The organism is Clostridium sp. 1001275B_160808_H3 (assembly GCF_015550425.1).
GTDB lineage: Bacteria > Bacillota > Clostridia > Clostridiales > Clostridiaceae > Clostridium.
In genome coordinates, this window is record NZ_JADNAT010000024.1 from 1 (window position 1) to 23,343 (window position 23,343).

Sequence of the window (23,343 nt, forward strand, 5' to 3'; positions counted from 1 at the left end):
TGCTGGCATGGCTCAACGGTAGAGCAGCTGACTTGTAATCAGCAGGTTGTAGGTTCGATTCCTATTGCCAGCTCCAGAAAGACTTTAGATTTATCTAAAGTCTTTTTTGTATATAAAATTATACTTTATAGAACATAAATAAAGAAATAGAACATAAATAAAAAAGTGTAACATTAAATTTTTAACATTCAATATTACACTTCTTTTTATTTTTTCTTCAAATTTAATTGAATTCTTATGTCTTCAGAATAAAACTTATATAACTTAAAATTCCCTAGGAGTCTGGAAGAAATTCTTTCAGAATAATTTTTACTTATATCAGGTAAAGATAAGTTTGTAGAAATTAGCATTTTTTTCTTCTTTAATAACTTTTTATTTAAAAAATTAAAAAATTCTGTTGCAGAGAATTCTGTAAGTTGTTCTGCGCCTAAGTCATCTATTATTAGTAGATCACAATTTATTAAAAGGTCTTCTAAATTATAATTATTTTCAAATCTTATTTCTCTTAAATTTTTAATAAGTTCATCTATACTTCTATAAACGACTAAATAGCCTTTATCAAGAAGTTCTTTTGCTACGCAACAACTTAGGAAGGTTTTTCCAGTCCCCGAATCACCATAAAATAACATATTATCATTATTTTTAGAAAAGTTCGGAATAAAATCTCCATTTATATACTCAAGAATATTTTCAATGTTTTTCCTAGGGGTGTACTTATCATCGCTTATTTTATAATTAGCAAATAAAGATAAATCAAAGTTATTGAAGTTATTTACTCTTAGTGAATCTTGTAAATCAGAGTCTTTATAGTAAAGGTTAACTAATTTATTTTTATAGCAAATACATTTTGTACTACCAATGTATCCCTGATCTTTACATTTACTACATCTATGATGAAGTGCTAAATATTCTGGATCATATCCATTGGCTACGAGAGCTTCATACTTTTTAAATCTAAGTTCAACTATTTCTTCTTTCAGACTTTTAAGTTCTAATTCATTTATGCCTTTTAAAATTGACATAGCTAAATTAAGTGATTTTTTCTGAATTAAGTTATCTAATTCTAAGATATCTGGATGATTCTCCTTTATTTCTTTACGTCTTTTTTCTAAGTTTTTTTCCTCTTCAAGTCGTATGTTTTCATATATTAATGTTAATTCTTTTTCATATCCTTTAATCATCATTATCCCATCCTAATAATTTCTTTTCTAAATCATCATAATCATAGTCACGGCCTTTAAAGTTATTGAATCTTAATTTAGGTTTTTCATATGAATTTGATTTTTGAGTGTTAAAATTCTTTTTAGAAGATGAATTTTTATAAGAGGTTTCTTTTTCTTCAATTTGTTTTAATGTTCTTAAGTTATCTTTATTCCAACTGGACAATATTCCATCTATATACTTAAAATCAGCTCTATTTAACCTTTGGAAACAAATATCACATGCTTTTTTTATTATATCTAATGAAAAGTTGTACGATGTAGTCCATTTCTCTAACATATCTTCTTGGGGTTTCATTATATCAGTATTTCTAATTCCTAAGAATTTTAAAATTTCTCTATAAGTACCCCATTTATCTTCAGTTTTTCTTATATAATTTTGAGCGTCATCAATTGTTTTTATATTCATCTCATGCCAAGCTAAAGCAACCTTTTCGATATATCTATGATTTGTTTTTCCTTTAGAAACACAGTACTCTATAAGCAGTAGTATAAGTTCTGAAGAAAACTTAAAATCTTTTTTCCAACTTATATAGGTTGTGAATTCACTAGGGGATAGTGGTCTACCTAACAGTTTTTCTATATCTTTTAGCATACCATTGTTAGATTCATCCGAAAGTTCAGCTAATATATTGATTTCTTCTCTATTAACAATATTTTCAGATGAAAGATCTATAAATTCTATATCAAAGTTTCCCATTTTATCTATTGGAACTAGTTTAATTACTCCTTCTTCATTCCAGTAGTTAAGGGCGTTTATTATATCTGACTCTAATAAGTTCAATGATGTAGCTAAGATTGATGCATTAACACCGATTTCGCCTGTAAAATTATATTTAAGCATAAGAAGATATACTTTAATAAATTCTCCTCTAGCTTTAGGCATATATTTTTCAATAAATGCATTACTGACAGGAGTAAATTTTAAAGGCTTTGATTTAAGCATAAAAGTGCTCATATTTACATCTACCTTTCTAAAATTAATTGTATAGTAAGATAATTATAACAAAGTGGTGAATTAGGCTCAACAAAACTATTGAATATATAAAAAGAATATTATTTCTAAATTTGGCAAAACTAATAGATGTGTTGCTTAACATTATTAATATGAAAGGAGATTTTATGGATACAAAAGGAGACTCGGGAATAATAATTAAATATGTTATATTATCAATATTTAGTGTTATTCTAACTATAAATATTAATTGTATTAAGGTTAGTGCTAATACAAATGATGCATTAAATAATATTGACTTAAATAACTCAAGATATTCTTTATATGATAAAATATCTGATGATAATATATTTGAAAATTTAATTGTTGCATTAACGGGTAAAATAAATGGCTATGAAGTTAAATTGGATAATAAAGTTATAGGATATACTTCAATAGAAAATAATCTAACTAATATAAAAGATTTAGTTTTGAGGAAAGTTATAGACGAAATGAATATCAATGAAGACTCAGTATTATCATTTGAAATAAATGGAGATATAGATTTACAAGAAAGTAGATTTGACTTAGGTTTATTACAGACAAATGATGAACTAGCTAATTATATATATAAATTATCACAAGAAGAATCAAGTAAGATTAAATTAAATGTGAAATATACTACTGAGGAAAATGTAAAAATTCAGCCTAATACAATAATAATACCAAGTGATTCAATGTATTTAGGAGAAAGTAAGGTTGAATATGGAGAAGTTGGATTAAAGAAGCAAGTTAAAGAAGTTACTTATGAAAACAATAAACTAATAGAAACTAAGGTTGTCAGTGAAGAAGTAATAAAAGAGCAAATTAGTAAAAAGATATACAGAGGAACAAAAAATCCTTATGATTATGGAGTTGCTTTTTTAAGTAGCCCAACTAGGGGGGGATACATGACCTCTGGATATGGAGAGCGATGGAACTCTTTCCATAAGGGAATAGATATTGCAGGTAATATAGGAGATGATGTATTAGTTGCAATGGATGGAGAGATTACTTACGCACAGTATAATGACGGTGGTTATGGAAATTTAATAATGGTTAAGCATGAAGATAATATGGTTACATATTATGGTCATTTAAGTGACTTTTACGTTAAGGTAGGAGATAAGGTTAAAAAAGGAGATATAATAGGTGCTATTGGAAATACTGGATTTAGTACTGGTCCCCATTTACATTTTGAACTTAGAGTAGATAATGATCCTGTAGATCCTACCAACTATATTGTACAATAATTTAATAGTTAATATAAAAAATTATAAAATGAAAGGTGCTTAAATTAGTACCTTTCATTTTAATATAGAGTTTATATTTATTTTTCCATCGCCTTGGCAATTCTTTGGCATATCAAGTTGTTCACAAGAGACTTTTAAAAGTGAAATTATATCTTTTGGAGTTAAATCTTCATTATTCTCATAAATTAAAGCACAAATACCAGTTACATAAGCAGCAGCTAGAGAGGTACCACTAAATGTTTTATATGAACTATCAAGTTTTGATGGATAAAGTTTAATACCATCTTTTTCGGAAATATAATTAGTATTAGAGTTTAAAGAAACTATATCAACACATGCTGCACATAAATTAGGTTTTGAATCTTTTTTTAGTGATCCTATAGATGAATAAGTATAAGGCTTAACCTTTGATGTAGAATCATATCCTGAGACTGTTATGCAATCAGGACATAAAGCAATTCCTGTAATTGATCCATCTAAATTTTTATTGCTTCCACTTGGAACTATACAAGTTATGTTTTTACTATTTACTAATGAAACCATTATATCAAAACACTTTTGTAGAAATATATTATAATGTAGAAGCTCAAATGGTAAACATAACAGCTTAATATTATGTTTTTCAGACTCTTCGGAAACCATTTCCATTGAATAAAGTATATCAGATATATATCCTTTACCACTCTTATCAAATGCTTTGTAGCAATATATATTACATCCAGGAGCAACTCCACGATACATACCATTTGATTTTTCACCATTTCCTGCAATTATTCCAGCGGTACAAGTACCGTGACCATTATCATCATACGGATATTTAAGCCCATTTATTAAATCAACAAACATAGATATTCTATTATATGGAGTAACTAAATCAGGATGAGGGTAAACTCCAGTATCTATGATTGCAACACCTATTCCTTGTCCCTTACTTTTAGTTTTACTAGATATTCTTACTTTATTAGCAGTGCTAACACTCATGCCACATAAAAATAGATATTCATCAAAGCAAATATATTCAACCTCAGGATATTCTAATAATCTTTGAATACCTCTGGAATTTAATCTAGCGGATATTATCTTGCAATGTTTTATATTGCTCATAACTTCCCCTTTATAAGATGCGATTTTCTTTATGATACTATCCTGAAATCTTTTATATTTAATAAGTATCCTATAATTATTATAGGGCTTTGATAACATACAACTCTTTAAATTTGTATCTAACTTTTTATTAGAAGAGAACATAATATACTCCTAAAATTAATTACATTATATAGTATATTAAAAGTTTCAATTTTGTTAATATTATAATTTATTATATAAAAAAAGGAGAAGTGCTAACCTCTCCATTTAAATATAACTATTCCTAATATCATTATAGATATTCCAATAAACTCTTTAATATGGAATGATATTTTTTCAGCTCCGAATAATCCGAATGCATCTATAAGCCCTGCAGAAGCTAATTGAGCAACTAGGATTATGCCAATCCCACATGTAGCACCCATAGCGCCAATGCTCCTCATAACAGTAAAAGTAATTATGACTCCAAGGACACCACCAAGTAAATAGAGTTTGTTTACTTCTTTTATTTCTTTAAAGCTACCTTTTCCAAAGAACATCACTATAATTAAGGTTAAAACTAATGCAGTGCCTTGAACTATAACGTTTGTTTCCCAAGTTCCAACTTTTTCTTCTAATTTAGTATTGAATACGCCTTGTAGTGTCATAGATATCCCTGATATTATTGCATATATGATTGCTAGCATATTAAATCACCTCAGGAATAGTATGCCACTTAAAGAAGAGAAATATTAAAAAAACCTTCTATTATTTATAGAAGGTTTTTAATTATATACTAAATAAATGATTCTTTAATTTTAGATTCTGAATAACCTAAAGTAATTCCTAAGCTGATAAAATCTTCAACAAGTGTTATATAATGATCTTCAGAAGGTGATATTATTAAGTCATTTAAATCTATAAATAGATTTAAAAATTGATCGCTCAAACAATAATCATTTGGTTTAATAAGGACTTCTTCGATATGATCGTAATGTCTATCTATACCAAGATTAATTATATGAGCAAAACAATCTAAATATTTCTCAAATAATATTGATTTATTCATTGGTTCATCTTCTGATATCCAATACTTATAACATTTAGTTTCATCTGCTAGATAGCTTAATTTTGTATGTAATTCTAGGTGTTTTCTAGCCCAAATTTTATATTCGCTTAAGTTATTATCAATAATGATTTTTTTATTTTTTTCTTTTTGCGATTCAAAAAAAGATACAATATTCATAAATATCCTCCTGCTTTTAAGGATTTACTATAATATATTTTACAAAAATATTTTACAAATGAAAAGTGCGGTAAACGAATACAAAAAAATAAATTTTTTATATATTAAGAAAATAAAAAAAGTGTTTAAAATAATTAAACACTTTCTGATATTTAATAATCATAAATAAAGGTTCTTTTTTAAAGGATAACTTTTTATTAATGTTTCTCTTTTGTTAGCAGAGAATTTCCATAGCTCTATTCTATCAACTTTAAGAGTTTCACAATTAGATTTAAAATTAACTCCACCATCAAATTTTTTCATATCCTTTGGAAGGTAATTAAGATTAGCTAAAGATATATGCATCGATGGTTCGCTATTGAAATTCTGTATATTAAATCCATGTAATTTTAATGTATCACTCATTAATCTTGTAAGTCTCTTTATATATCCTACATCTTCTATCTTCATATTTAAAGTTTTGCTTGCCTCTGAAACTGATACTTCAGTAGAGAGTTGAACCTTGAAATTTTTGTAGGGTTTAACTATTTTGTCTACAACAACATCCAATTTATCTATATTAGGATTTTCTATTATCTCTAATGGAATGTAAGGTGTTGGAGAATTCCTATTAGCTCTAAATTTTTTAGATAGATTTCTTTGTATAGGATTCAAGTTTTTATAAGATTCTTCATCAAATAATGCCACTAAATAATATTTCATAGCTTTAGCCTCTCATATCAAATTAGTTTATATTTTCATTTTATTTTATGTATTTTAAATGAATACAAACTTTGTTATAAATTATAACATATTAAAATAAATTAAAAAAGATAATATAAAGAAAAGTTCAAATATTATAAAGGTTAGGGAAAATGGTAATTGGAATAAAAAACTCTATTTCCTAAAATTATTTTTATGTTATAATGAGTATTGTAAGTTTTTTAAGAATGTAAATTAAGAATGAAATTTAACAATGGATAATAGTTGAAATAATAGGAAAGATTAATATATATATAAATTATGATAAGGGTGAAATGGATGGAAAAATTAGTTATAAATGGAGGCAAAGTCTTAAAAGGATCAGTTGATATAAATGGTGCTAAAAATTCGGCTGTAGCAATATTACCAGCAGCTATAATGGCTAGCGAAGGAAAGTGCATAATTGATAACGTGCCTGATATAGAAGATGTACATTGTTTAGAAAGGATATTAACCAGCCTTGGTTGTTCAGTAAATAAGATAGATAATAATACTTTAGAGATAGATGCTACTGATGTGAGAAGTGTAGAAGCTTGCACTGATGATGTAAGAAGAATGAGAGCGTCATATTACTTTATTGGGGCTTTATTATCAAGATTTAAGAGAGCAAGAGTTGAACTTCCAGGAGGATGTCCTATAGGGGTTAGACCTATAGATCAACATATAAAGGGATTTGAAGCATTAGGAGCAAATGTTACTATAGAGCATGGAGCAGTTATCGTTGAAGCAGAGCATCTTCACGGAGCAAATATATTTTTCGATGTTGTTACAGTTGGAGCAACTATAAATGTTATGATAGCAGCAACTTTAGCAGACGGGACAACTGTACTTGAAAATGTTGCAAAAGAACCTCATGTAGTAGATGTTGCTAACTTCTTAAACTCTATGGGAGCAGATATAAAAGGTGCTGGAACGGATGTAATTAGAATAAGAGGTGTAGAAAAGTTAACAGGATGCAATTATAGCGTTATACCAGATCAAATAGAAGCTGGTACATTTATGATAGCAGCAGCAGCAACTAAGGGGGATGTAACTATAAAGAATGTTATACCAAAGCACTTAGAATCAATTGCAGCAAAGCTTATAGAAATGGGAGCTATGGTTGAAGAAGGTGATGATAGTGTTAGAGTATATGTTGAAGGAGATCTAAAAGGAGTTAATGTAAAGACTGCTCCATATCCAGGATTCCCAACAGATGTTCAACAACCAATGTCAGCTTTATTAAGTATAGTACCTGGTAAAAGTTTAATAGCTGAAAGTATATGGGAAAGTAGACATAAGCATATAGATGAGCTTAAGAAAATGGGAGCTACTATAAAAGTAGAAGAAAGAACAGCTATAATAGAGGGTTGTGAAAAGCTAGTAGGAGCTAAAGTTATAGCTACTGACTTAAGAGCTGGAGCAGCTATGGTAATAGCAGGTTTAGTTGCAGAAGGAGTAACTGAAATATTAGAAATAGAACATATAGATAGAGGATATCCGCATATTGAAAATAAGTTTACTGCATTAGGCGCAGACATAATGAGAGTAGCGGAATAATATCTGCATGGGGGATAGTAAAATGAAGTTTTGCTCATTATACAGTGGGAGCAGCGGCAACAGTATATTTGTTGCTTCAGAACATGCAAAGATATTAATAGATGCGGGTTTACCAGGAAAGAAGATAGATGATGCCTTAAGGAGTATTGGAGAAAATCCAAGCGAGATAGATGGAATATTTGTAACCCATGAACACTCTGATCACATAAAGGGAATAGGGGTATTATCTCGCAAATACGATATTCCTATATATAGCAATGCAGATACATGGATGGCTATGGAAGGAAATATAGGAAAAATAAAAGAGCATAATATAAGAATAATGGATAGAAGGTCAACACTGTCTATAAATGATTTAGATATAATATCATTTAACATACCTCATGATGCAGTTGCTCCAGTTGGATATACTATGCACCATAATGGTAAAAAAGTTAGTGTTACTACAGACTTTGGAATATATACAGAAGAAATACGAGATAATATAAAGGATTCAGAAGTCATATTATTAGAGAGTAATCATGATGTAAATATGCTAAAGTTTGGACCATATCCTTATAGTTTAAAAAGAAGAATACTAAGTGAGGTTGGGCATTTATCTAATGAGGATTGTGGTAAGGCAATAGTAGACTTAATTAGATATAAGCCAAACAAAAAATTGATATTAGGACATTTAAGTGGAACTAATAATCATCCAGATTTAGCTCTAGAAACAGTTAGTTCTGTATTGAAGGAGCATGGTATAATACCTAAAGAGGATATTGACTTAACTATGGCTAATAGACATAGCCCAAGTAATCTAATAGAAGTTTAGTTATAAGGAAGAAGATGAATTATTATGAATAGTAAGGAAATATATGCATGTAAGGTTCACATTGATGATGCAATGGATGATTTAATTAACTATGAGGAAACTTTTCCTATTATGGAAAAGGTTAAAGATGGAAAATGCAGTTATTGTAGTGAAAATGCAGAGTACATAATTAAAGCGAATGAGTAAAAATAATAAATTAATATAAAACCATTAAAAAGGAGAAGGAACTTATGAGTTTATATAAACAATGGACAGATATGGTAGTTGAGTATGTTAAGACAAAGGGAGAACAAGCTTTTTGGAATGAGTATATGGAAATTGAAAAGGCTATATACAAAGATATATTAGCAAAGCACAAGGAAAATTATACTTTTACAATTAATGATTTAGCTAATAAGCATAATACAACTCCAGAATTTATTATGGGATTCGTTGACGGAATAAACGATAGTTTAAAGAATGGCCTTGATTTAGAAGCTTTAACAGCTACAGATGAAATAACATTAGATGTAGATTTAGAGAAATTATATTACAATATGTTAGATGCAAAAGCAGAATATCTATACTCTTTACCTCAATGGGAAGGAATATTCTCACCAGAAAAGAGAAAAGAAATTCAAAAGAAATATAGAGAATCTGTTATGGTAAGAAATGAAAATAAAATAGGAAGAAATGATCCTTGCACATGTGGAAGTGGAAAGAAATATAAAAAGTGCTGTGGAAAATAGTTTAAAATAAAAGAGGCCTATATTTAAATAGGTCTTTTTTTGCTGCAAATAGGTATATTTAAATATCTATTTAATAAGTTTATAATAGTTATAAAGGATATTTAAACTATTAATATTTAATCTATATTATAAATATTTGGGGGAGTTATATATGGACAATAATTTAAAATGGGTTAATGAGCAAAAGATAAATAGAACTATAGAAGCATTAAATAATAATAATATAAACGGATATTTAGTAAATACAAAGGATGAATTAATAAAAAAGATAACTGAGATTGTTAAAGAGGGAGCAGTAGTGTCTTGTGGAGGATCTATGTCTCTTTTTGAGTATGGAGTTATAGATCATTTAAGAAGCGGAAGATATGAGTTTCTAGATAGATATAAAGAGGGACTAACTTCAGAAGAAATTACTAGAATATTCAAAGAAAGCTTTTTAGCAGATGCATACTTTGCAAGTAGTAATGCAGTAACTGAAGATGGAAAGTTATATAATGTTGATGGCAATGGAAATAGAGTTGCAGCAATGTTATTTGGGCCTGATAAAGTTATTCTTTTAGTTGGTGTAAATAAGATTGTTAAAGATATTGATGAAGCTGTTAAAAGAAATAGGGAAATAAGTGCGCCATCTAATGCAAAGAGATTAAATAAAAAGACTCCATGTGCTAAGGTTGGATATTGCATGGATTGTAAAAGTAATGAAAAGATATGTAGAGAGTTTACTGTTATAGCAAGTCAAAGCAATAAGGACAGAATGCATGTAATATTTATGAATGAAAACATAGGATATTAGAGAGCAGTAATTTATAAAACTAGGGAACAATTAATTATAATGAAATTGGAAGTTAAGAAGTGAAAGTGTATATTTAAAATTTAGTTTTAAAACACATCATTTCTTAATTTTTGTGTCAAAAATTCTTGTATTAAATAAAATTATATTATAAGAATTTATAAGGTAGGAGATATATATGTTTAATATGTTCCCTTTTTTGATTAATAACATGATGGGTGGCATGTTTAATGGAAGTACAAGTAGTGGAAATAATAATATAAATAATAATTATAATAATGGTTATGGATATACTAGTTTTAGTAACGGAAGTGATATGATTGGTATTTTGGGAGGAACGTTTAATAGTGTATTCAATCAAGTTTTCACAACATTAATCACAAATGAGGATTTAATAAATAACATAGTTGATACAGTTTTAAATAGTGATGTTGTAAATTCTGTTTTAGAGAGCATAGAGGATGATGAGCTAGATTTAGATTTTATTGATTATGGTGATAGGTACTTAATAGAAGGAAAATTAGTTGGACTAGATAAGAAAGATATAGATATAGATTATGAAGATGACCACATAAGAATAAAGATTAAGAGAAATCAAGTTTTCAATAATGGAAATTCAATGGTTGCAATCTTTCAAGAAGGATCTAATCTAGAAAAGAGCTATTATGTGCCAAATGTTGAAGCAAATAAAATTCAAGCTGTTTATAATGCAGATGTTCTAAGAATTTATTTAAAGAAGAGACCACCTGTAGATAAAGATACAACAATTATAGATGTAGAAAATTTTACTGATGCAGATGATATTATAGAAATAGATACCTATATAGATTCAAAATAATAAAATAAACACATATGAGGAGAAAATAGTATGAATATAACAATAATTTCAGTAGGTAAATTAAAGGAAAAATACCTAAAGCAAGCTATTGATGAATACTCAAAGAGGTTAAGCAGATATTGTAAATTAGATATTATAGAGCTTCCAGACGAAAAAACTCCAGATAATGCATCTGAAAAGGAAGAGTTACAAATAAAAGATAAAGAGGGAGAACTTATACTATCTAAAATAAAAGATAATATGTTTGTAATTGCAATGGATTTAAAAGGAGAAAATTTAACTTCAGAGCAATTTGCAAACTACATAGAAAACTGTGGCGTTATGGGCAATTCTAATATTGCTTTTATAATAGGTGGAAGCTTAGGGATATCACAAAGAGTTATAAAAAGAGCTAACTATAAGCTTTGTTTTTCTAAGATGACTTTTCCTCATCAATTATTTAGAGTTATGCTATTAGAGCAAATTTATAGAGCATTTAGGATAATGAAGAATGAACCATATCACAAGTAAATGATGTTTTTAGTCTTAACTATTGAAATTACTTAGTTAAGACTATTTTTTATAGGGGGAAATATCTACAGTATTAAATATATTTATGCAGTTGAAGTAAAATCATTATGTGTTTAACATAAATTTAACATAATAGAAGACAAAACATTAAGATAAATTGTGATAAAATATTTAAGGTGTAATATATATATCTATTTGAAGGGAGATATACTAATGAGTAATAAGAAAATGCATAAATTATTTTTAATGCTTTTAAATATTTCTAATAACTTAAAAGATGGAGGAAAATATTTTTATGATTATAAAATTAATGAAGAGAAAGATCTTGATGTGTTTAGATTAAAAATGAAAGAATTTGAGGATAAAGGTGATGAATTACTTGATGAATTAACTAAGGAATTAATTAACCTTTTTATTACTCCAATTGAACGTGAGGATGCTTTAGAACTTGCAACTCATATAGATCAAATTCTTAATGGATTTGAAGAATGTGCATCTCGATTTTACATATATAAAATATATAAAATAGACAGTTATATGTTAGAATTTAGTGATTTATTAAATAAGTGTGTAATTGAAATATATAATGCTGTAGAATTACTTTCACAAAAAAGGCTTACAGAAATAAGACAACACACAATTAAAATTAAAGAATATGAGAAAAAATGTGATGTTATTGAAAGAAATGCAATAAAGGAACTTTTTGAAAACGAAAAAAATCTTTTTACGCTTATTCAATATAAAGAGATTTACGAAATTCTTGAGAACATTGCTGATGAGTGTCAAAAGGTTGGAAAAGTTCTTGAAACAGTAATAATGAAAAATGCATAAGGAGATTTAAAATGACATCATATTTATTAGTTGGTTTGACTGTTATTCTTGCATTACTTTTTGATTTTATTAATGGATTTCACGATACTGCAAATGCAATTGCAACTGCAGTTTCAACTAAAGCATTAAGTCCAAAACGTGCAATAATCACTGCTTCGTGTATGAATTTTCTTGGTGCAATACTTTTTACAGGTGTTGCGAAAACAATTGCTAAGGATATAGTAGATGTTGCAAATATACCTGATTTAACAGTAGTTATAATTGCTGCACTTATTTCAGCAATAGCTTGGAATCTTATTACTTGGTACTTTGGAATACCTAGTAGTTCATCTCATGCACTTATTGGTTCAATAGCAGGAGCGGCAATAGTAGCAGCAGGATTTGGATGCATAAATTTAAAAGGATTCTTAAACATAATTAAATCATTGATTATATCACCTATACTTGCTCTTGTTGTAGGATATATAGTGTTTACTATTTTTAAATATTTATTTAAAAACTTAAATCTTTCAAAGGCAAATAGAGGTTTTAGAAGAATTCAAGTTGTTACAGCAGCAATTCAATCTTTTGCTCATGGAACTAATGATGCACAGAAATCAATGGGGATAATATCAATGGCTTTAGTAAGTTGTGGACTAGCTAAATCAGGAAGTATTCCATTTTGGGTTCAAGTTTCCTGCGCCGCAGCTATGGCACTTGGAACTTCAATTGGAGGATGGAGAATAATAAAAACTGTCGGAACACAAATTATGAAAATAAGGCCTGTTAATGGTGTTGCTGCGGACTTATCTTCAGCAATAATTATATTCGGGGCATCAAAAATTGGACTACCTGTAAGTACAACTCATGTTATTTCATCCTCAATAATGGGCGTTGGTTCTGCTCATAGAGTTAAAGGAGTAAATTGGGATACAGGTAAGAGAATGGTAATTACTTGGTTTATTACACTTCCAATATCAGCTACAATTTCAGCAATAGTATTTAGTATAATAAAAATATTTTTATAATTCTTTAAAATGGCACAGTATAGTAGAATATAGCTACACTGTGCTATTTTATTATATAAAAAAGTCGCATTTAAAATTGATAAGGAGAACCATGCCATAAATAAGTTAGGGTTTTACTAAAGTTTTAAATAGATAAATATTGATAAGATATTGAAGCTTTTTAGAGAATTATTACGTGTGTAAATGAATATAAAATTAATGTGTTCAGATTTGTTTAATGAGATTTTACTATATAGTGATTATCATCAGTGCTGAATTTTGTTTAGGGATTAAATAATAACACAGATAATCAACTATGTTTTTTTATTTTCAATTAGTTAAATTTGATTATGACAACTCAAATAATTATAATGCTGAGGTTCATATAAAAAGTGAGTTAGATAAATATGCATTAATAGGTGTAATTTTTTAATCATTTATGAGCAACCTAGATATTAAGAGGTTAATTATTTTACAAAAACTTTTTATGTAAATAAAAAAATACTATAAACCGGAGGATAAAATGAAAAAAGTAGCATTAGCAACAATTATAATTATCATTGGTATAAGTTTAGGAGGTTGTAATAATTCAGCAAAGTTAAATAATGTAGACGAAACCAATAAGAAAATAACAATTGAAGAAGCTAAGGAAATAGCTTTAAAGCATGCAAATTTAACAAGTGATCAAGTTTCCTTCATTAGATCTAAAAAAGATACGGATAATGGAATAGAAAAATATGATATAGAATTTTATCATGAAAATAAGGAATATGATTATGAAATAAATGCAACTGATGGGCAAATAATTGAATATGACTATGAGGTAGAAAATTATGATATACCTCAAAAACAAGAGCAGAATTCAAACATAAGTGAAATAACTGTAGATAAAGCGAAAGAAATAGTATTGAAGCATTCAAATCTAACAAGTGATCAAGTTTCATTTAAAAAAGTAGAGTTAGATTATGATGATGGTATTAAAAAATATGATATAGAATTTTACTTTAATAATAAGGAATATAATTATGAAGTAGATGCTAATTCTGGAGATATACTAAAATATGAGCAGGATTAAAGCTTGGTATTTTAGAGTTTACTTATAAATATTAAAATTTTATGCTATGAAGCATTTATTAAAATAGTATAAGGAATAAAATAAGGAAATAACTTAAAGTAGTTACTAGAGATTTATATCAAGTAACTACTTGATTTTTTATATAGTTCAAATTTAATATAAAAATCTTCACTATTATAGGTTATTAGAGATAAGTATATTTTTAAGGAAAGGATTATATACTGAATGTATGTTGCTTATTAATTATATAGTTTGCTTAAATATATATATAATAAATTCTAGTCAATAGTATGAGTGTTTTATATAAGAGTGTTACTAGAGGCTTTGTTTTAGGAGAAAATATATGAAAAAGACTTTATACGAATATAAAGATAAAATAATGAAATTACCATTAAAAGATAAATATACTAAAGAGGAGTTATTGATTGATGATTTTTTAGTAGATAAGGAAAATAATATAGAAATATATTATGCAACACATAATGAATATTTAAATCCAAAGGCTAAAGTATTTATCATTGGGATAACTCCAGGTTTTCAGCAAATGAGTACAGCTATTGCAACTGCTAGGAAAGAGTTTGAATTAGGGAGAGATATTAAAGAGATTCAATATAAGTGTAAGGTAGCAGGAAGATTTAGTGGAGTAATAAGAAAAAACATAATAAGTATGCTAGATGAAATAACATTAAATAAAGCCTTAAATATTGAAAGTTGTAGCGAGTTATTTAATGAAAAGGATTATTTATTACATACAGTATCACTAATACCTTACCCTGTTTTTGTGAAAAAGCAAAATTATTCTGGTCATACACCTAAATTAATAAAAAGTGGTTTTTTAATGAAATATGTTTATGATAATTTTATTGATGAATTTAATAGTTTGGATAACCATGAAGAAATTTTATTAATACCATTAGGTAAAGCGGTAGAAGAGGTTTTACTTGAATTAGAAAGCAAGGGGGTTATAAATAAGGAACAAATACTGAAAGACTTTCCTCATCCTTCAGGTGCTAACGTAAATAGAATAACGCAATTAAAAGATAATAAAAGTAATATGATTGGATTTATTAATAAATTGCATTTTAGATAATTAAAAAGTAAAATGATAGATATAATGTAATAAAAAGGAGGGGATTTTATGACAACACCTGCTAATAATGCATAGCAAGGCTATTGCATTAAATAATAAGATAAATGAATAGCCTTTGCTTAAACCTAAATAAAATATAAATTTAGGAGGGCATTATGTGCTATATAAAAGCAAAAGAGGTATTACCTCTAGAAATAATCGAGTTAATTCAAAAATATATAGATGGAGAATATATTTATATTCCAAAGAAAGAATGTAATAGACAGCAATGGGGAAGCAATACAACTAGTAGAGATGAAATTAATTCAAGAAACTCTAATATTTTTAAGGAGTATACTAATGGGGTAAGCAGGAAGGACCTTGCTGAAAAGTACTTTTTATCAAAAAAGAGTATTGATAGAATAATTTTAAAAGAAAATATTAAGTAATTACCTAGGAAATTATGCTTATTAAAAAGTAAGATATAATAGTAAAATTAGCGAGAAAGTGAAATTGTTACAAATAAAAGGAAATAGTCAAGAAATTAATAAAGAACGAAAATAAGAAAAGTAGTGATTTGTAAGTTGTAAGGGTGAAAATAAGATTGAAATAATCTAAAATAAAATTAAGAAATTAGATAAAAAGCAAATAATAAAAGGAATATAGAGGTGATTACCCTTATATTCCTTTTATTATTAAGAAATTAATCAAATGATTTATTTATTCAAGTCCTTCCCAGTAAATCCTAGGGGTAAAAGTTCTTCTAATGTATATTCTTTAAATTCTTCTTTATTTTTAGCAAGATAAATTTTAAAAGTCTTTGGATCACAAAACTCTGCAATTACTTGTCTACATACTCCACAAGGAGCACAGTATTCAGTTTCTTCGGCATCTGCCATATTACCTACTATTGCAATTGCTTGGAATTCATGTTGTCCTTCAGATACAGCTTTAAAAAAAGCAGTTCTTTCAGCACAGTTTGTCGGAGTAAAAGCCGCATTTTCTATATTACAACCTAAATATATTTTACCGTTTGTACCAAGTAATGCTGCACCAACATTAAAGTTAGAGTAAGGAGTATAAGCAAACTTTTGAGCTTCATAAGCCTTTTCAACTAATAATTTTGCATCAATCATAAATTTCACCTGACACTTTCCATAATAATTCATTTATCAGTACCTATAAATAGTATGTATCAATAAATGGATTATTATTATAGCATTTAAAATTTAGGATGTATATAATACTTTGTAAATTGAACGGTTTTATTATATAAAAAGTCATATTTTCACCATATTTTATATGTATAGTATATTAGTGATAGGGAGATTAAAGGTGTTTATAAAATATAAAATTGAGTGCAATAGAGCTTTTTTAAATAATATAAGTATATTTAATTTTAGAATGATAAGTCATAACTATAATGATAATATAGTGAATTTTGCAAGTAAGAACTTGAGGCAAATAAATATATAGTGATATTAATATGAAGTTTTACGTGAAAATGAAAATATATATTAAAAATGAGTACAATATAAATATATAAAGTTTTATTAAGGAGGAAGTAGAATGAAGAAAAGAATACTAATTATTACTATCATAGCAACTTTTGTGATTTCACTTACAGCATGTGGATATAAGAAGCCATCTAATGATAATAAAAGCAATGGCAGTGAGTCTATAGATATTGACAAAGATACGAGCAAAGATATAAGTAAAGACTCATCTAAGAATACTTCGCCTAAGGACAGAGAGTCTGATAATGGAAACTTAGGTGAGAGTAATACTAAAAATGTAGATAATTATAAAGGTGACTTATTAAATAATATAAAAAATAAGGCCCAAAGTGGAATGGTTATAAACAGTGAATTTAAAGCAAAAGATGGTGTTATCGATGAAGTTAATAATGCTTATGGTAAGGAAGATGCTTCAAACTATATAGCTGAAGCTAAAGGGGTTTATTATACTTTTGAAAGTAAAAACTTAGCATTTGGATGCAATAAAGGAGCTCAAATATTTGAAGTAAGATCTTTTGATAAATCATTAAAAGATTTAAACTTACAAGATATAATATCATATTTTGGAGAACCACAGTATGAAGTTATAACAGATTTAAACGAAAGAATAATTGGGTATAAGGTAAATGATGATTTCAAATTATTATTTGTTTTTTCAGATAGTAAAAATGAAAAGGCTGTTTTAGATCACTATTCAGTTTTATATCCTCGTGGAACTGTTAATAGTATGGCCGATGATCCAGGAAGAGAGTGGTAGTACATCAATCTTGGATTATATAATATATTAAATAAAATAAAAGGATTATGGCCTACCATAATCCTTTTATTCTCATATAAATATATCATAACTTAGTAAATACATAAATTATTGTCTTGAAAGATATAGTTTCTTTTCTACATCTATAAAGATACCTGCTAGAACTCCATATGTTTTTTCCCAAGCTTCCATGATTTCATCTGTTGCAGCATCACCTAAAACTTGTTTGATTGCAAATAATAGGTTACTTCCTATTATTGGGTAATGTTCTTCTTTAACGCCTGCATTACAGTGAATTTCTGAAATTCTATTTACTACAGGCATAATTGCTGGTAAGTTATCTATGTTTTGTGCAGAAGCTAATATTGCCATAGCTAGAGCCTTAGGTTGTTCACCTGATTCTTGTTTGTCCATATTAAATAGTGATTTAATTTCTGGATTTTTTTCAAACATATTTTTATAAAATGTTGTAGTTATTTCTACTCCATGAGTTTTTAATACTGGTACTGTACTTTTAATTATATCAATTGTTTTTTGATCTAACATATTAATTCACCTTCAATAAAAAATATTAATAGATATTATTAATAAATAACATCTATTGTTTAACTAAATTTTAGCACTATAAAAAAATATATTCAAATATCATAAAAGCTTAATTAACTTAATATTTTTATAAAATTTTAAAACATATGGATTAAGCTTTTTTATGCTTAAGATTATAAAATTAAAAGTATTATATTTTTGTATTGACATTAACGCTACGTAATCCTTTATTATTAAATTGTCAGGAGGTAATGATATGGAATATACAATTAAAAAGCTAGCTGAATTGGCAGGGGTAAGTACTAGAACCCTTAGATATTATGATGAAATAGGATTATTAAAGCCTTGTAGAGTTAATTCTTCTGGATATCGTATTTATGCACAGAAAGAAGTGGATTTATTACAACAGATTTTACTTTATAGGTCATTAGATATGAAATTAGAAGATATACAAGAAATAATAACTAATCCTGATTTTGATATTTGCCAATCTTTAATTGAACATCACCAAAGACTTATTTCTAGACGAAATCAACTTGATCAATTGATTTTAACTGTAGAAAAAACATTAGAATATAATAAGGGAGAGATAGAAATGTCAAATAAAGAGAAATTTGAGGGTTTTAAAAAGGAAAAACTACAAGAAAATGAAAGTAAATACGGAAAAGAAATTAGAGAAAAGTACGGTTCTGAAATTGTAGAAGAATCAAATAAAAAGTTTATGAATATGACTGAAGAAAATTTTAAAAAGATGCAAAGTATAGAAAATGAAATGTTTGAGGATTTGCTTGAAGTTTTAAATACAGGAGATTTAGATTCGGAAAAAGCTAAAAGTGTTTATGAAAAGCATAAAGCTTGGTTAAGCTTTTCTTGGTCTAGTTACTCAAAAGAAGCTCATATTGGATTAGCAGAAATGTATGTTGCCGATGAAAGGTTTGCAAAATATTATAATGATAGAGCTGGTAGGGAAGTAGTTACTACGCTAAGAGATATTATTGTGAAGTATGCAAGATAATTAGTATTAGCATTGTAAATTTACTTCAATATATAAATGAAATATTGAGGACGTAGAAATGGTAATAGTTACGTATTTTAATCTATAAGCAAGTAAAATCAATGGATTAAAAGGGGCTCGCGTTTCGCGAGCCCCTTAAGAATTCCAGAAATTTATATGAAGAAATATTATTTTAAATTTAAGTGAGACAATACTGAATGTGGGATTATTTATATAGCTTTCATCAAATTTTCTTTAATAATAATAAAGTTATTAATAAGTGGCAGACAAATTATTTTTAATTAATTTCATAAAAGTATCTGGAGTAACAATTCTAACCTTGGGATTACTATTTATTTTATTAACAACATGTTGAACATTATCCATAGTTTTACTCCATACATGAACATAAACAAATGTATATGATTCTGGATCTTTAATATTTGTATAACCTAATTCAACTCTAGAATTAATTTTATTAATTAGTTCTTCCTCATCTTCTAAGCCTTCCCAAAGTAAATCACGACAAGATACTACAGGTTTATTATTAGACCAAATTATTTTACTTTCATAATTATTATTTTTTTTATAATCAAGATAGAACAAACCATCGATATTTGAACAAGTAGTATATTTGTCCCATAAAGGTTCATTATATAAAGAGTTATCATCGATTACTAATACATATTCTTGATCAACTTGTTTCATGTAGTTATTTAGCCTTTGGATATAATTATCTAATTTGTATTCAGGAAATTTACTAGGATATATATATCCATTCCCAGAAGGAGAAACAAGATAATAATCTGAATACTTTGATGAACTTGCACTTTCATAATACTTTTTAAATACTGTTGGTGCTAAATAATAAAGAGAAGGGCTTAGTGACCAACCTAAATTAAAATTTCCTCTATTTTTTGAACCATACCATTTTTTTGAACCATAATTGCTTCCTAATAGCCATTGTTGGTTATCTCCATCAGACATAATAAAAGTTACATAATGAACATTATTTTCTTCAGGAAATTCATTGTGAGTTTTTTGAGTTTGTGTGGTAATAGGAAATGAGCTCAATACGGATAGATTACAAGACCAATCTGCAGCGATGGTATCTACCCCATATTTTGATGCTATACTTACGTTATTAAATTCATCAGGTCCCCATCCTAAGCAACGAGCAATATTATCCATGGAGCTAAATATATCTTTTCTTAATGAAAAATCATTTACGTTATTTTCATAGAATATAAGTGATTTTGACATTATTGCATAATCTCTTAAAGCCATAGACTTTTCAGGAGATAGTTCTATAACTGTAGTATGATTTAGTCCTGAATTCCATAGGTTTTTATAAGCCCAGTATTTATCTGTATTCCTGCAATCTTCAATTAGATTATCTATCCCATAAGTTTTAACTTTAGATTCTAGAGATTCATCAATAGGTAATGAGTTTTTTAATGATGCAAGAGAACAGGCATTGTTAATGGAGTAGGGATTTGAATTATTATATAATATGTAACCAGTGATATTAGATTTAAATATATTTAATAGCCTCCAGGGGTCTAAAATATTTTCATAACTAATATTATAATTTTTATTTAGATTATCTAACCATAATTTGTAGTCAGGTTCATTAGTAGGAAGAATATAAATTTGAAATTCAGATTTGCTTGATATAATGCCTTGAAGAGCAGAAATCATAGTCTGCTCTTCTTTACTCATATTAGTTTCAGAAATTACATATAAATGTTCAGGTATAATAGATTTTTTAATGTAATAATCATCTAGATTATCTGTAAAGTTTTGATAATTGCTAGAATGAGTATTTTTAGATACATAATTATTATAAAAATTATTTAAAAACTTAAAATGATTGCCACTATAAAAGTCTTGAGCATTTTTATCACTCATTTTTGATAATACTACTTGGCGTTTAATAATATCATTCAAACTTACGTCTTTATAATTTTTCATAATATCGTACATTATCATAAAAGTAGTAGTTCTTCCTATTCCTGCTTTGCAATGAAAATGGAGCCAAGCGTTATCAGGTAATTTATTAACAAAGTCAATGAAATAATCTACCATATCATCAGTAGGTACTTGCCCATCTGTTACAGGAATGCGAACATATCCGATTTCCTTTGATTTAGTAAGCTCAAGTTCACTTTGAACAGATTTAGGAACTACAGTTTCTTTATTATTATGAAAGGTAATAGGAGTATCAAGCTTGATGGATTTTAAAAGTTTATTTTCAGTAGATAATACTTCAGGTAAGCTTAATCCTTTATTAGCACTATTATCTGAGTTTTTCCAACTTACAGCTATTCCATTTATAAAACCATGAGATTCCTGCCTTAAATCAACAGAAATTATAGAAAAGTTATCAGGTATGGAAGCTTTTATTAAAGAAAGAGCAGATTCGGAGAATTGAGCGCTTCCAGACATATTTAATTTATCTAAACCTTTTAAATTAATATCCTGATTTTCTTTGAGAGTTATTTCATCAGGGATCTTTCGAAAGTGATTAGGTAAAGAATTATTATTTGCAGAGTCTTCTACTAGATTTACATCTGAAGCTGCTTTAGGATAATAGCTAATATGTACAAATGAGTAGAGTATGGTTAAGAGTATTATGGAACAAAACTTAAGAGTCTTTTTCATAGGTAAGCACCTCACATACAATATTATTTGATATGTATTATGATTAGTAGGAGTAGATTAGTTTATTCACGATATTAGTAAGATGGGATAAAAAAGATAAATACAACCTTGGAAGTATTTGTGCAAAATGTTATAATTTATAAGGTATAATATACGATTATTTTTAAATGCTAAATAAACTAGAAAAAAGGGGAAAGATAGATGAAGAGGGGAATATATTATGAAGCTAATTATAAATGCTGATGATTTTGGATTTAGTAGGGGAGTTAACTATGGAATAATTGATGCATATAGAAATGGAGTTGTAAGAAGCACTTCAATAATGGCAGGAATGCCAGGGTTTGATCATGCAGTTGAATTATTAGAGGAATGTCCCAATCTAGGATGTGGGGTTCATCTAACTTTATCTGCATATAAACCTGTATTGGATTCGCATAAAACAATAGTAGATGAAAATGGATTTTTCTATAAGAGGATAAATCCAGATGAGGATGTAGAGGGGTTTGATCTAGAGGAAATATACAAAGAGTTTTGCGCTCAAATTGAAAAAGTTAAAAGTAGGGGAATTGAAATAACTCATTTAGATTCACATCATCATGTTCATACATTTGAGTTTTTGAAGCCTGTTATGGAAAAGTTATTAGAAAAATACAATCTTCCTATAAGAGGGGGACTATGTTATGAATTAGATTATGATAAAATAATTCCTTATGATGGACTTTTTTATAATGAGACTGTTAATATAGATGCCTTTAAGCAATTGAAAAGCAAACTGGAGAAATATGAAATTTTAGAAACTATGAGCCATCCAGCGTATGTTGATAGCTTTATTATGGAAACAAGCTCTTATAACATAAAAAGAGCAGAAGAATTAAAAATACTTACATCTAAAGAACTTAAAGAGCTTATTGAGTCTATGGGAATAGAGCTTTGTAATTATAAGAATAGTTTAAAATAGAACTTAAAACCGCATCATTAATTTCGATGCGGTTTTATTTTTTAGAATAATACAATGTATAACATCAAATAATAATTAAGGAAGTTTACAGAATATAAATTTGTTGTGAAAATAATTTTTAAAAAAATACTTGAATTAAAATTGTTTTCATGGTAATATGTAAATGTATTCAGAAGAAAATGATTTTAAAGAAACAAAAGAAATAAAAAATTTTTTCAATAATAGAGGA

At 27.4% G+C, this 23,343-nt stretch carries 25 protein-coding genes and 1 tRNA gene; 17 read left to right on the plus strand and 9 right to left on the minus strand.

Annotated elements, in window-relative coordinates:
- Position 1 precedes the first annotated feature (1 nt).
- Positions 2–76, plus strand: a tRNA-Thr gene (locus tag I2A75_RS14975).
- A gap of 130 nt (positions 77–206) precedes the next feature.
- On the opposite strand, the gene I2A75_RS14980 is transcribed toward I2A75_RS14975, so the two are convergent.
- Positions 207–1,181, minus strand: a complete 975-nt coding sequence (locus tag I2A75_RS14980) for an ATP-binding protein (RefSeq protein WP_195266093.1) — start codon at positions 1,179–1,181, stop codon at positions 207–209.
- Positions 1,174–2,178 (minus strand): DnaD domain protein, encoded by a 1,005-nt coding sequence (locus I2A75_RS14985; protein WP_195265984.1) that lies wholly within the window; start codon positions 2,176–2,178, stop codon positions 1,174–1,176. The genes I2A75_RS14980 and I2A75_RS14985 overlap by 8 nt, the downstream gene beginning before the upstream one ends.
- A gap of 164 nt (positions 2,179–2,342) precedes the next feature.
- Here I2A75_RS14985 and I2A75_RS14990 point away from each other — a divergent pair, with 164 nt between their 5' ends.
- Positions 2,343–3,446 carry a peptidoglycan DD-metalloendopeptidase family protein gene (locus I2A75_RS14990; RefSeq protein WP_195265986.1) on the plus strand — a complete coding sequence of 368 codons (1,104 nt, stop codon included), beginning with the start codon at positions 2,343–2,345 and terminating at the stop codon, positions 3,444–3,446.
- Between the two features lie 54 nt (positions 3,447–3,500).
- Here the strand turns inward: I2A75_RS14990 and I2A75_RS14995 are convergent, their stop codons facing one another.
- The 4 genes from I2A75_RS14995 to I2A75_RS15010 all read right to left on the minus strand — a co-directional run bounded on the left by I2A75_RS14995 (position 3,501) and on the right by I2A75_RS15010 (position 6,459).
- Entirely contained in the window at positions 3,501–4,694 is a 1,194-nt protein-coding gene (locus I2A75_RS14995; RefSeq protein ID WP_195265988.1) for a S8 family serine peptidase, read from the minus strand.
- Positions 4,695–4,786: 92 nt separating this feature from the next.
- Positions 4,787–5,218: a DMT family transporter gene (locus I2A75_RS15000; protein ID WP_195265990.1), complete on the minus strand. Its 432-nt coding sequence runs from the start codon at positions 5,216–5,218 to the stop codon at positions 4,787–4,789.
- A gap of 89 nt (positions 5,219–5,307) precedes the next feature.
- A complete protein-coding gene (locus tag I2A75_RS15005; RefSeq protein WP_195265992.1) occupies positions 5,308–5,757 on the minus strand; it encodes a dUTP diphosphatase in 450 nt (149 codons plus the stop codon).
- Between the two features lie 159 nt (positions 5,758–5,916).
- Positions 5,917–6,459, minus strand: coding sequence for a hypothetical protein (locus tag I2A75_RS15010; protein ID WP_195265994.1), 543 nt, complete (start codon positions 6,457–6,459; stop codon positions 5,917–5,919).
- 318 nt (positions 6,460–6,777) lie between these two features.
- Between I2A75_RS15010 and I2A75_RS15015 the strand changes: the two genes are divergently transcribed.
- From I2A75_RS15015 to I2A75_RS15070, 12 genes are all read left to right on the plus strand, one after another.
- Positions 6,778–8,037, plus strand: coding sequence for a UDP-N-acetylglucosamine 1-carboxyvinyltransferase (locus tag I2A75_RS15015; protein ID WP_195266003.1), 1,260 nt, complete (start codon positions 6,778–6,780; stop codon positions 8,035–8,037).
- 22 nt (positions 8,038–8,059) lie between these two features.
- The gene (locus I2A75_RS15020) at positions 8,060–8,851 is read left to right on the plus strand and encodes an MBL fold metallo-hydrolase (RefSeq protein ID WP_195266005.1); all 792 of its coding nucleotides are present in this window, start codon (positions 8,060–8,062) and stop codon (positions 8,849–8,851) included.
- Positions 8,852–8,875: 24 nt separating this feature from the next.
- Positions 8,876–9,037 carry a CxxH/CxxC protein gene (locus I2A75_RS15025; protein WP_195266007.1) on the plus strand — a complete coding sequence of 54 codons (162 nt, stop codon included), beginning with the start codon at positions 8,876–8,878 and terminating at the stop codon, positions 9,035–9,037.
- Positions 9,038–9,081: 44 nt separating this feature from the next.
- On the plus strand, positions 9,082–9,579 hold the full coding sequence (locus I2A75_RS15030; protein WP_195266009.1) for an SEC-C metal-binding domain-containing protein: 498 nt from the start codon (positions 9,082–9,084) through the stop codon (positions 9,577–9,579).
- Between the two features lie 151 nt (positions 9,580–9,730).
- Complete coding sequence (locus tag I2A75_RS15035; protein WP_195266011.1) at positions 9,731–10,372, plus strand: lactate utilization protein; 642 nt, start codon at positions 9,731–9,733, stop codon at positions 10,370–10,372.
- A 196-nt stretch (positions 10,373–10,568) separates the two neighbouring features.
- Positions 10,569–11,207: an Hsp20 family protein gene (locus I2A75_RS15040; RefSeq protein ID WP_243242186.1), complete on the plus strand. Its 639-nt coding sequence runs from the start codon at positions 10,569–10,571 to the stop codon at positions 11,205–11,207.
- Positions 11,208–11,237: 30 nt separating this feature from the next.
- The gene (rlmH, locus tag I2A75_RS15045) at positions 11,238–11,717 is read left to right on the plus strand and encodes a 23S rRNA (pseudouridine(1915)-N(3))-methyltransferase RlmH (protein WP_195266015.1); all 480 of its coding nucleotides are present in this window, start codon (positions 11,238–11,240) and stop codon (positions 11,715–11,717) included.
- A gap of 213 nt (positions 11,718–11,930) precedes the next feature.
- Positions 11,931–12,548: a DUF47 family protein gene (locus I2A75_RS15050; RefSeq protein WP_195266017.1), complete on the plus strand. Its 618-nt coding sequence runs from the start codon at positions 11,931–11,933 to the stop codon at positions 12,546–12,548.
- Between the two features lie 11 nt (positions 12,549–12,559).
- Positions 12,560–13,555 (plus strand): inorganic phosphate transporter, encoded by a 996-nt coding sequence (locus I2A75_RS15055; RefSeq protein WP_195266019.1) that lies wholly within the window; start codon positions 12,560–12,562, stop codon positions 13,553–13,555.
- Between the two features lie 502 nt (positions 13,556–14,057).
- Entirely contained in the window at positions 14,058–14,609 is a 552-nt protein-coding gene (locus I2A75_RS15060; protein WP_195266021.1) for a PepSY domain-containing protein, read from the plus strand.
- 343 nt (positions 14,610–14,952) lie between these two features.
- On the plus strand, positions 14,953–15,699 hold the full coding sequence (locus I2A75_RS15065) for a hypothetical protein (RefSeq protein ID WP_195266023.1): 747 nt from the start codon (positions 14,953–14,955) through the stop codon (positions 15,697–15,699).
- A 155-nt stretch (positions 15,700–15,854) separates the two neighbouring features.
- Positions 15,855–16,127, plus strand: coding sequence for a CD3324 family protein (locus tag I2A75_RS15070; protein ID WP_195266025.1), 273 nt, complete (start codon positions 15,855–15,857; stop codon positions 16,125–16,127).
- Positions 16,128–16,394: 267 nt separating this feature from the next.
- Here I2A75_RS15070 and cdd read toward each other — a convergent pair whose 3' ends face one another.
- Positions 16,395–16,814, minus strand: a complete 420-nt coding sequence (gene cdd, locus I2A75_RS15075) for a cytidine deaminase (protein ID WP_195266026.1) — start codon at positions 16,812–16,814, stop codon at positions 16,395–16,397.
- Positions 16,815–17,247: 433 nt separating this feature from the next.
- Between cdd and I2A75_RS15080 the strand changes: the two genes are divergently transcribed.
- A complete protein-coding gene (locus I2A75_RS15080; protein WP_195266028.1) occupies positions 17,248–17,952 on the plus strand; it encodes a YjgB family protein in 705 nt (234 codons plus the stop codon).
- A gap of 108 nt (positions 17,953–18,060) precedes the next feature.
- On the opposite strand, the gene I2A75_RS15085 is transcribed toward I2A75_RS15080, so the two are convergent.
- Positions 18,061–18,498, minus strand: a complete 438-nt coding sequence (locus I2A75_RS15085) for a globin domain-containing protein (protein WP_195266030.1) — start codon at positions 18,496–18,498, stop codon at positions 18,061–18,063.
- Between the two features lie 256 nt (positions 18,499–18,754).
- Between I2A75_RS15085 and I2A75_RS15090 the strand changes: the two genes are divergently transcribed.
- On the plus strand, positions 18,755–19,513 hold the full coding sequence (locus I2A75_RS15090; protein WP_195266032.1) for a MerR family transcriptional regulator: 759 nt from the start codon (positions 18,755–18,757) through the stop codon (positions 19,511–19,513).
- A gap of 252 nt (positions 19,514–19,765) precedes the next feature.
- Here I2A75_RS15090 and I2A75_RS15095 read toward each other — a convergent pair whose 3' ends face one another.
- A complete protein-coding gene (locus I2A75_RS15095) occupies positions 19,766–22,156 on the minus strand; it encodes a GxGYxYP domain-containing protein (protein WP_195266034.1) in 2,391 nt (796 codons plus the stop codon).
- Between the two features lie 220 nt (positions 22,157–22,376).
- Here I2A75_RS15095 and chbG point away from each other — a divergent pair, with 220 nt between their 5' ends.
- Positions 22,377–23,114 (plus strand): chitin disaccharide deacetylase, encoded by a 738-nt coding sequence (gene chbG, locus I2A75_RS15100; RefSeq protein WP_195266036.1) that lies wholly within the window; start codon positions 22,377–22,379, stop codon positions 23,112–23,114.
- Positions 23,115–23,343 lie beyond the last annotated feature (229 nt).

What these genes read in the sequence shown, in the direction of transcription:
- I2A75_RS15015 (WP_195266003.1), top strand. Translation starts at nt 6,778, where the DNA reads ATGGAAAAATTAGTTATAAATGGAGGCAAAGTCTTAAAAGGATCAGTT.
- I2A75_RS15010 (WP_195265994.1), bottom strand. Translation starts at nt 6,459, where the DNA reads ATGAAATATTATTTAGTGGCATTATTTGATGAAGAATCTTATAAAAAC.
- I2A75_RS15080 (WP_195266028.1), top strand. Translation starts at nt 17,248, where the DNA reads ATGAAGAAAAGAATACTAATTATTACTATCATAGCAACTTTTGTGATT.
- I2A75_RS14985 (WP_195265984.1), bottom strand. Translation starts at nt 2,178, where the DNA reads ATGAGCACTTTTATGCTTAAATCAAAGCCTTTAAAATTTACTCCTGTC.
- I2A75_RS14990 (WP_195265986.1), top strand. Translation starts at nt 2,343, where the DNA reads ATGGATACAAAAGGAGACTCGGGAATAATAATTAAATATGTTATATTA.
- I2A75_RS15085 (WP_195266030.1), bottom strand. Translation starts at nt 18,498, where the DNA reads ATGTTAGATCAAAAAACAATTGATATAATTAAAAGTACAGTACCAGTA.
- I2A75_RS15020 (WP_195266005.1), top strand. Translation starts at nt 8,060, where the DNA reads ATGAAGTTTTGCTCATTATACAGTGGGAGCAGCGGCAACAGTATATTT.
- I2A75_RS14995 (WP_195265988.1), bottom strand. Translation starts at nt 4,694, where the DNA reads ATGTTCTCTTCTAATAAAAAGTTAGATACAAATTTAAAGAGTTGTATG.
- rlmH (WP_195266015.1), top strand. Translation starts at nt 11,238, where the DNA reads ATGAATATAACAATAATTTCAGTAGGTAAATTAAAGGAAAAATACCTA.
- cdd (WP_195266026.1), bottom strand. Translation starts at nt 16,814, where the DNA reads ATGATTGATGCAAAATTATTAGTTGAAAAGGCTTATGAAGCTCAAAAG.
- I2A75_RS15090 (WP_195266032.1), top strand. Translation starts at nt 18,755, where the DNA reads ATGGAATATACAATTAAAAAGCTAGCTGAATTGGCAGGGGTAAGTACT.
- chbG (WP_195266036.1), top strand. Translation starts at nt 22,377, where the DNA reads ATGAAGCTAATTATAAATGCTGATGATTTTGGATTTAGTAGGGGAGTT.
- I2A75_RS15030 (WP_195266009.1), top strand. Translation starts at nt 9,082, where the DNA reads ATGAGTTTATATAAACAATGGACAGATATGGTAGTTGAGTATGTTAAG.
- I2A75_RS15025 (WP_195266007.1), top strand. Translation starts at nt 8,876, where the DNA reads ATGAATAGTAAGGAAATATATGCATGTAAGGTTCACATTGATGATGCA.
- I2A75_RS15005 (WP_195265992.1), bottom strand. Translation starts at nt 5,757, where the DNA reads ATGAATATTGTATCTTTTTTTGAATCGCAAAAAGAAAAAAATAAAAAA.
- I2A75_RS15070 (WP_195266025.1), top strand. Translation starts at nt 15,855, where the DNA reads ATGTGCTATATAAAAGCAAAAGAGGTATTACCTCTAGAAATAATCGAG.
- I2A75_RS15050 (WP_195266017.1), top strand. Translation starts at nt 11,931, where the DNA reads ATGAGTAATAAGAAAATGCATAAATTATTTTTAATGCTTTTAAATATT.
- I2A75_RS15035 (WP_195266011.1), top strand. Translation starts at nt 9,731, where the DNA reads ATGGACAATAATTTAAAATGGGTTAATGAGCAAAAGATAAATAGAACT.
- I2A75_RS15000 (WP_195265990.1), bottom strand. Translation starts at nt 5,218, where the DNA reads ATGCTAGCAATCATATATGCAATAATATCAGGGATATCTATGACACTA.
- I2A75_RS15095 (WP_195266034.1), bottom strand. Translation starts at nt 22,156, where the DNA reads ATGAAAAAGACTCTTAAGTTTTGTTCCATAATACTCTTAACCATACTC.
- I2A75_RS15055 (WP_195266019.1), top strand. Translation starts at nt 12,560, where the DNA reads ATGACATCATATTTATTAGTTGGTTTGACTGTTATTCTTGCATTACTT.
- I2A75_RS15065 (WP_195266023.1), top strand. Translation starts at nt 14,953, where the DNA reads ATGAAAAAGACTTTATACGAATATAAAGATAAAATAATGAAATTACCA.
- I2A75_RS15060 (WP_195266021.1), top strand. Translation starts at nt 14,058, where the DNA reads ATGAAAAAAGTAGCATTAGCAACAATTATAATTATCATTGGTATAAGT.
- I2A75_RS14980 (WP_195266093.1), bottom strand. Translation starts at nt 1,181, where the DNA reads ATGATTAAAGGATATGAAAAAGAATTAACATTAATATATGAAAACATA.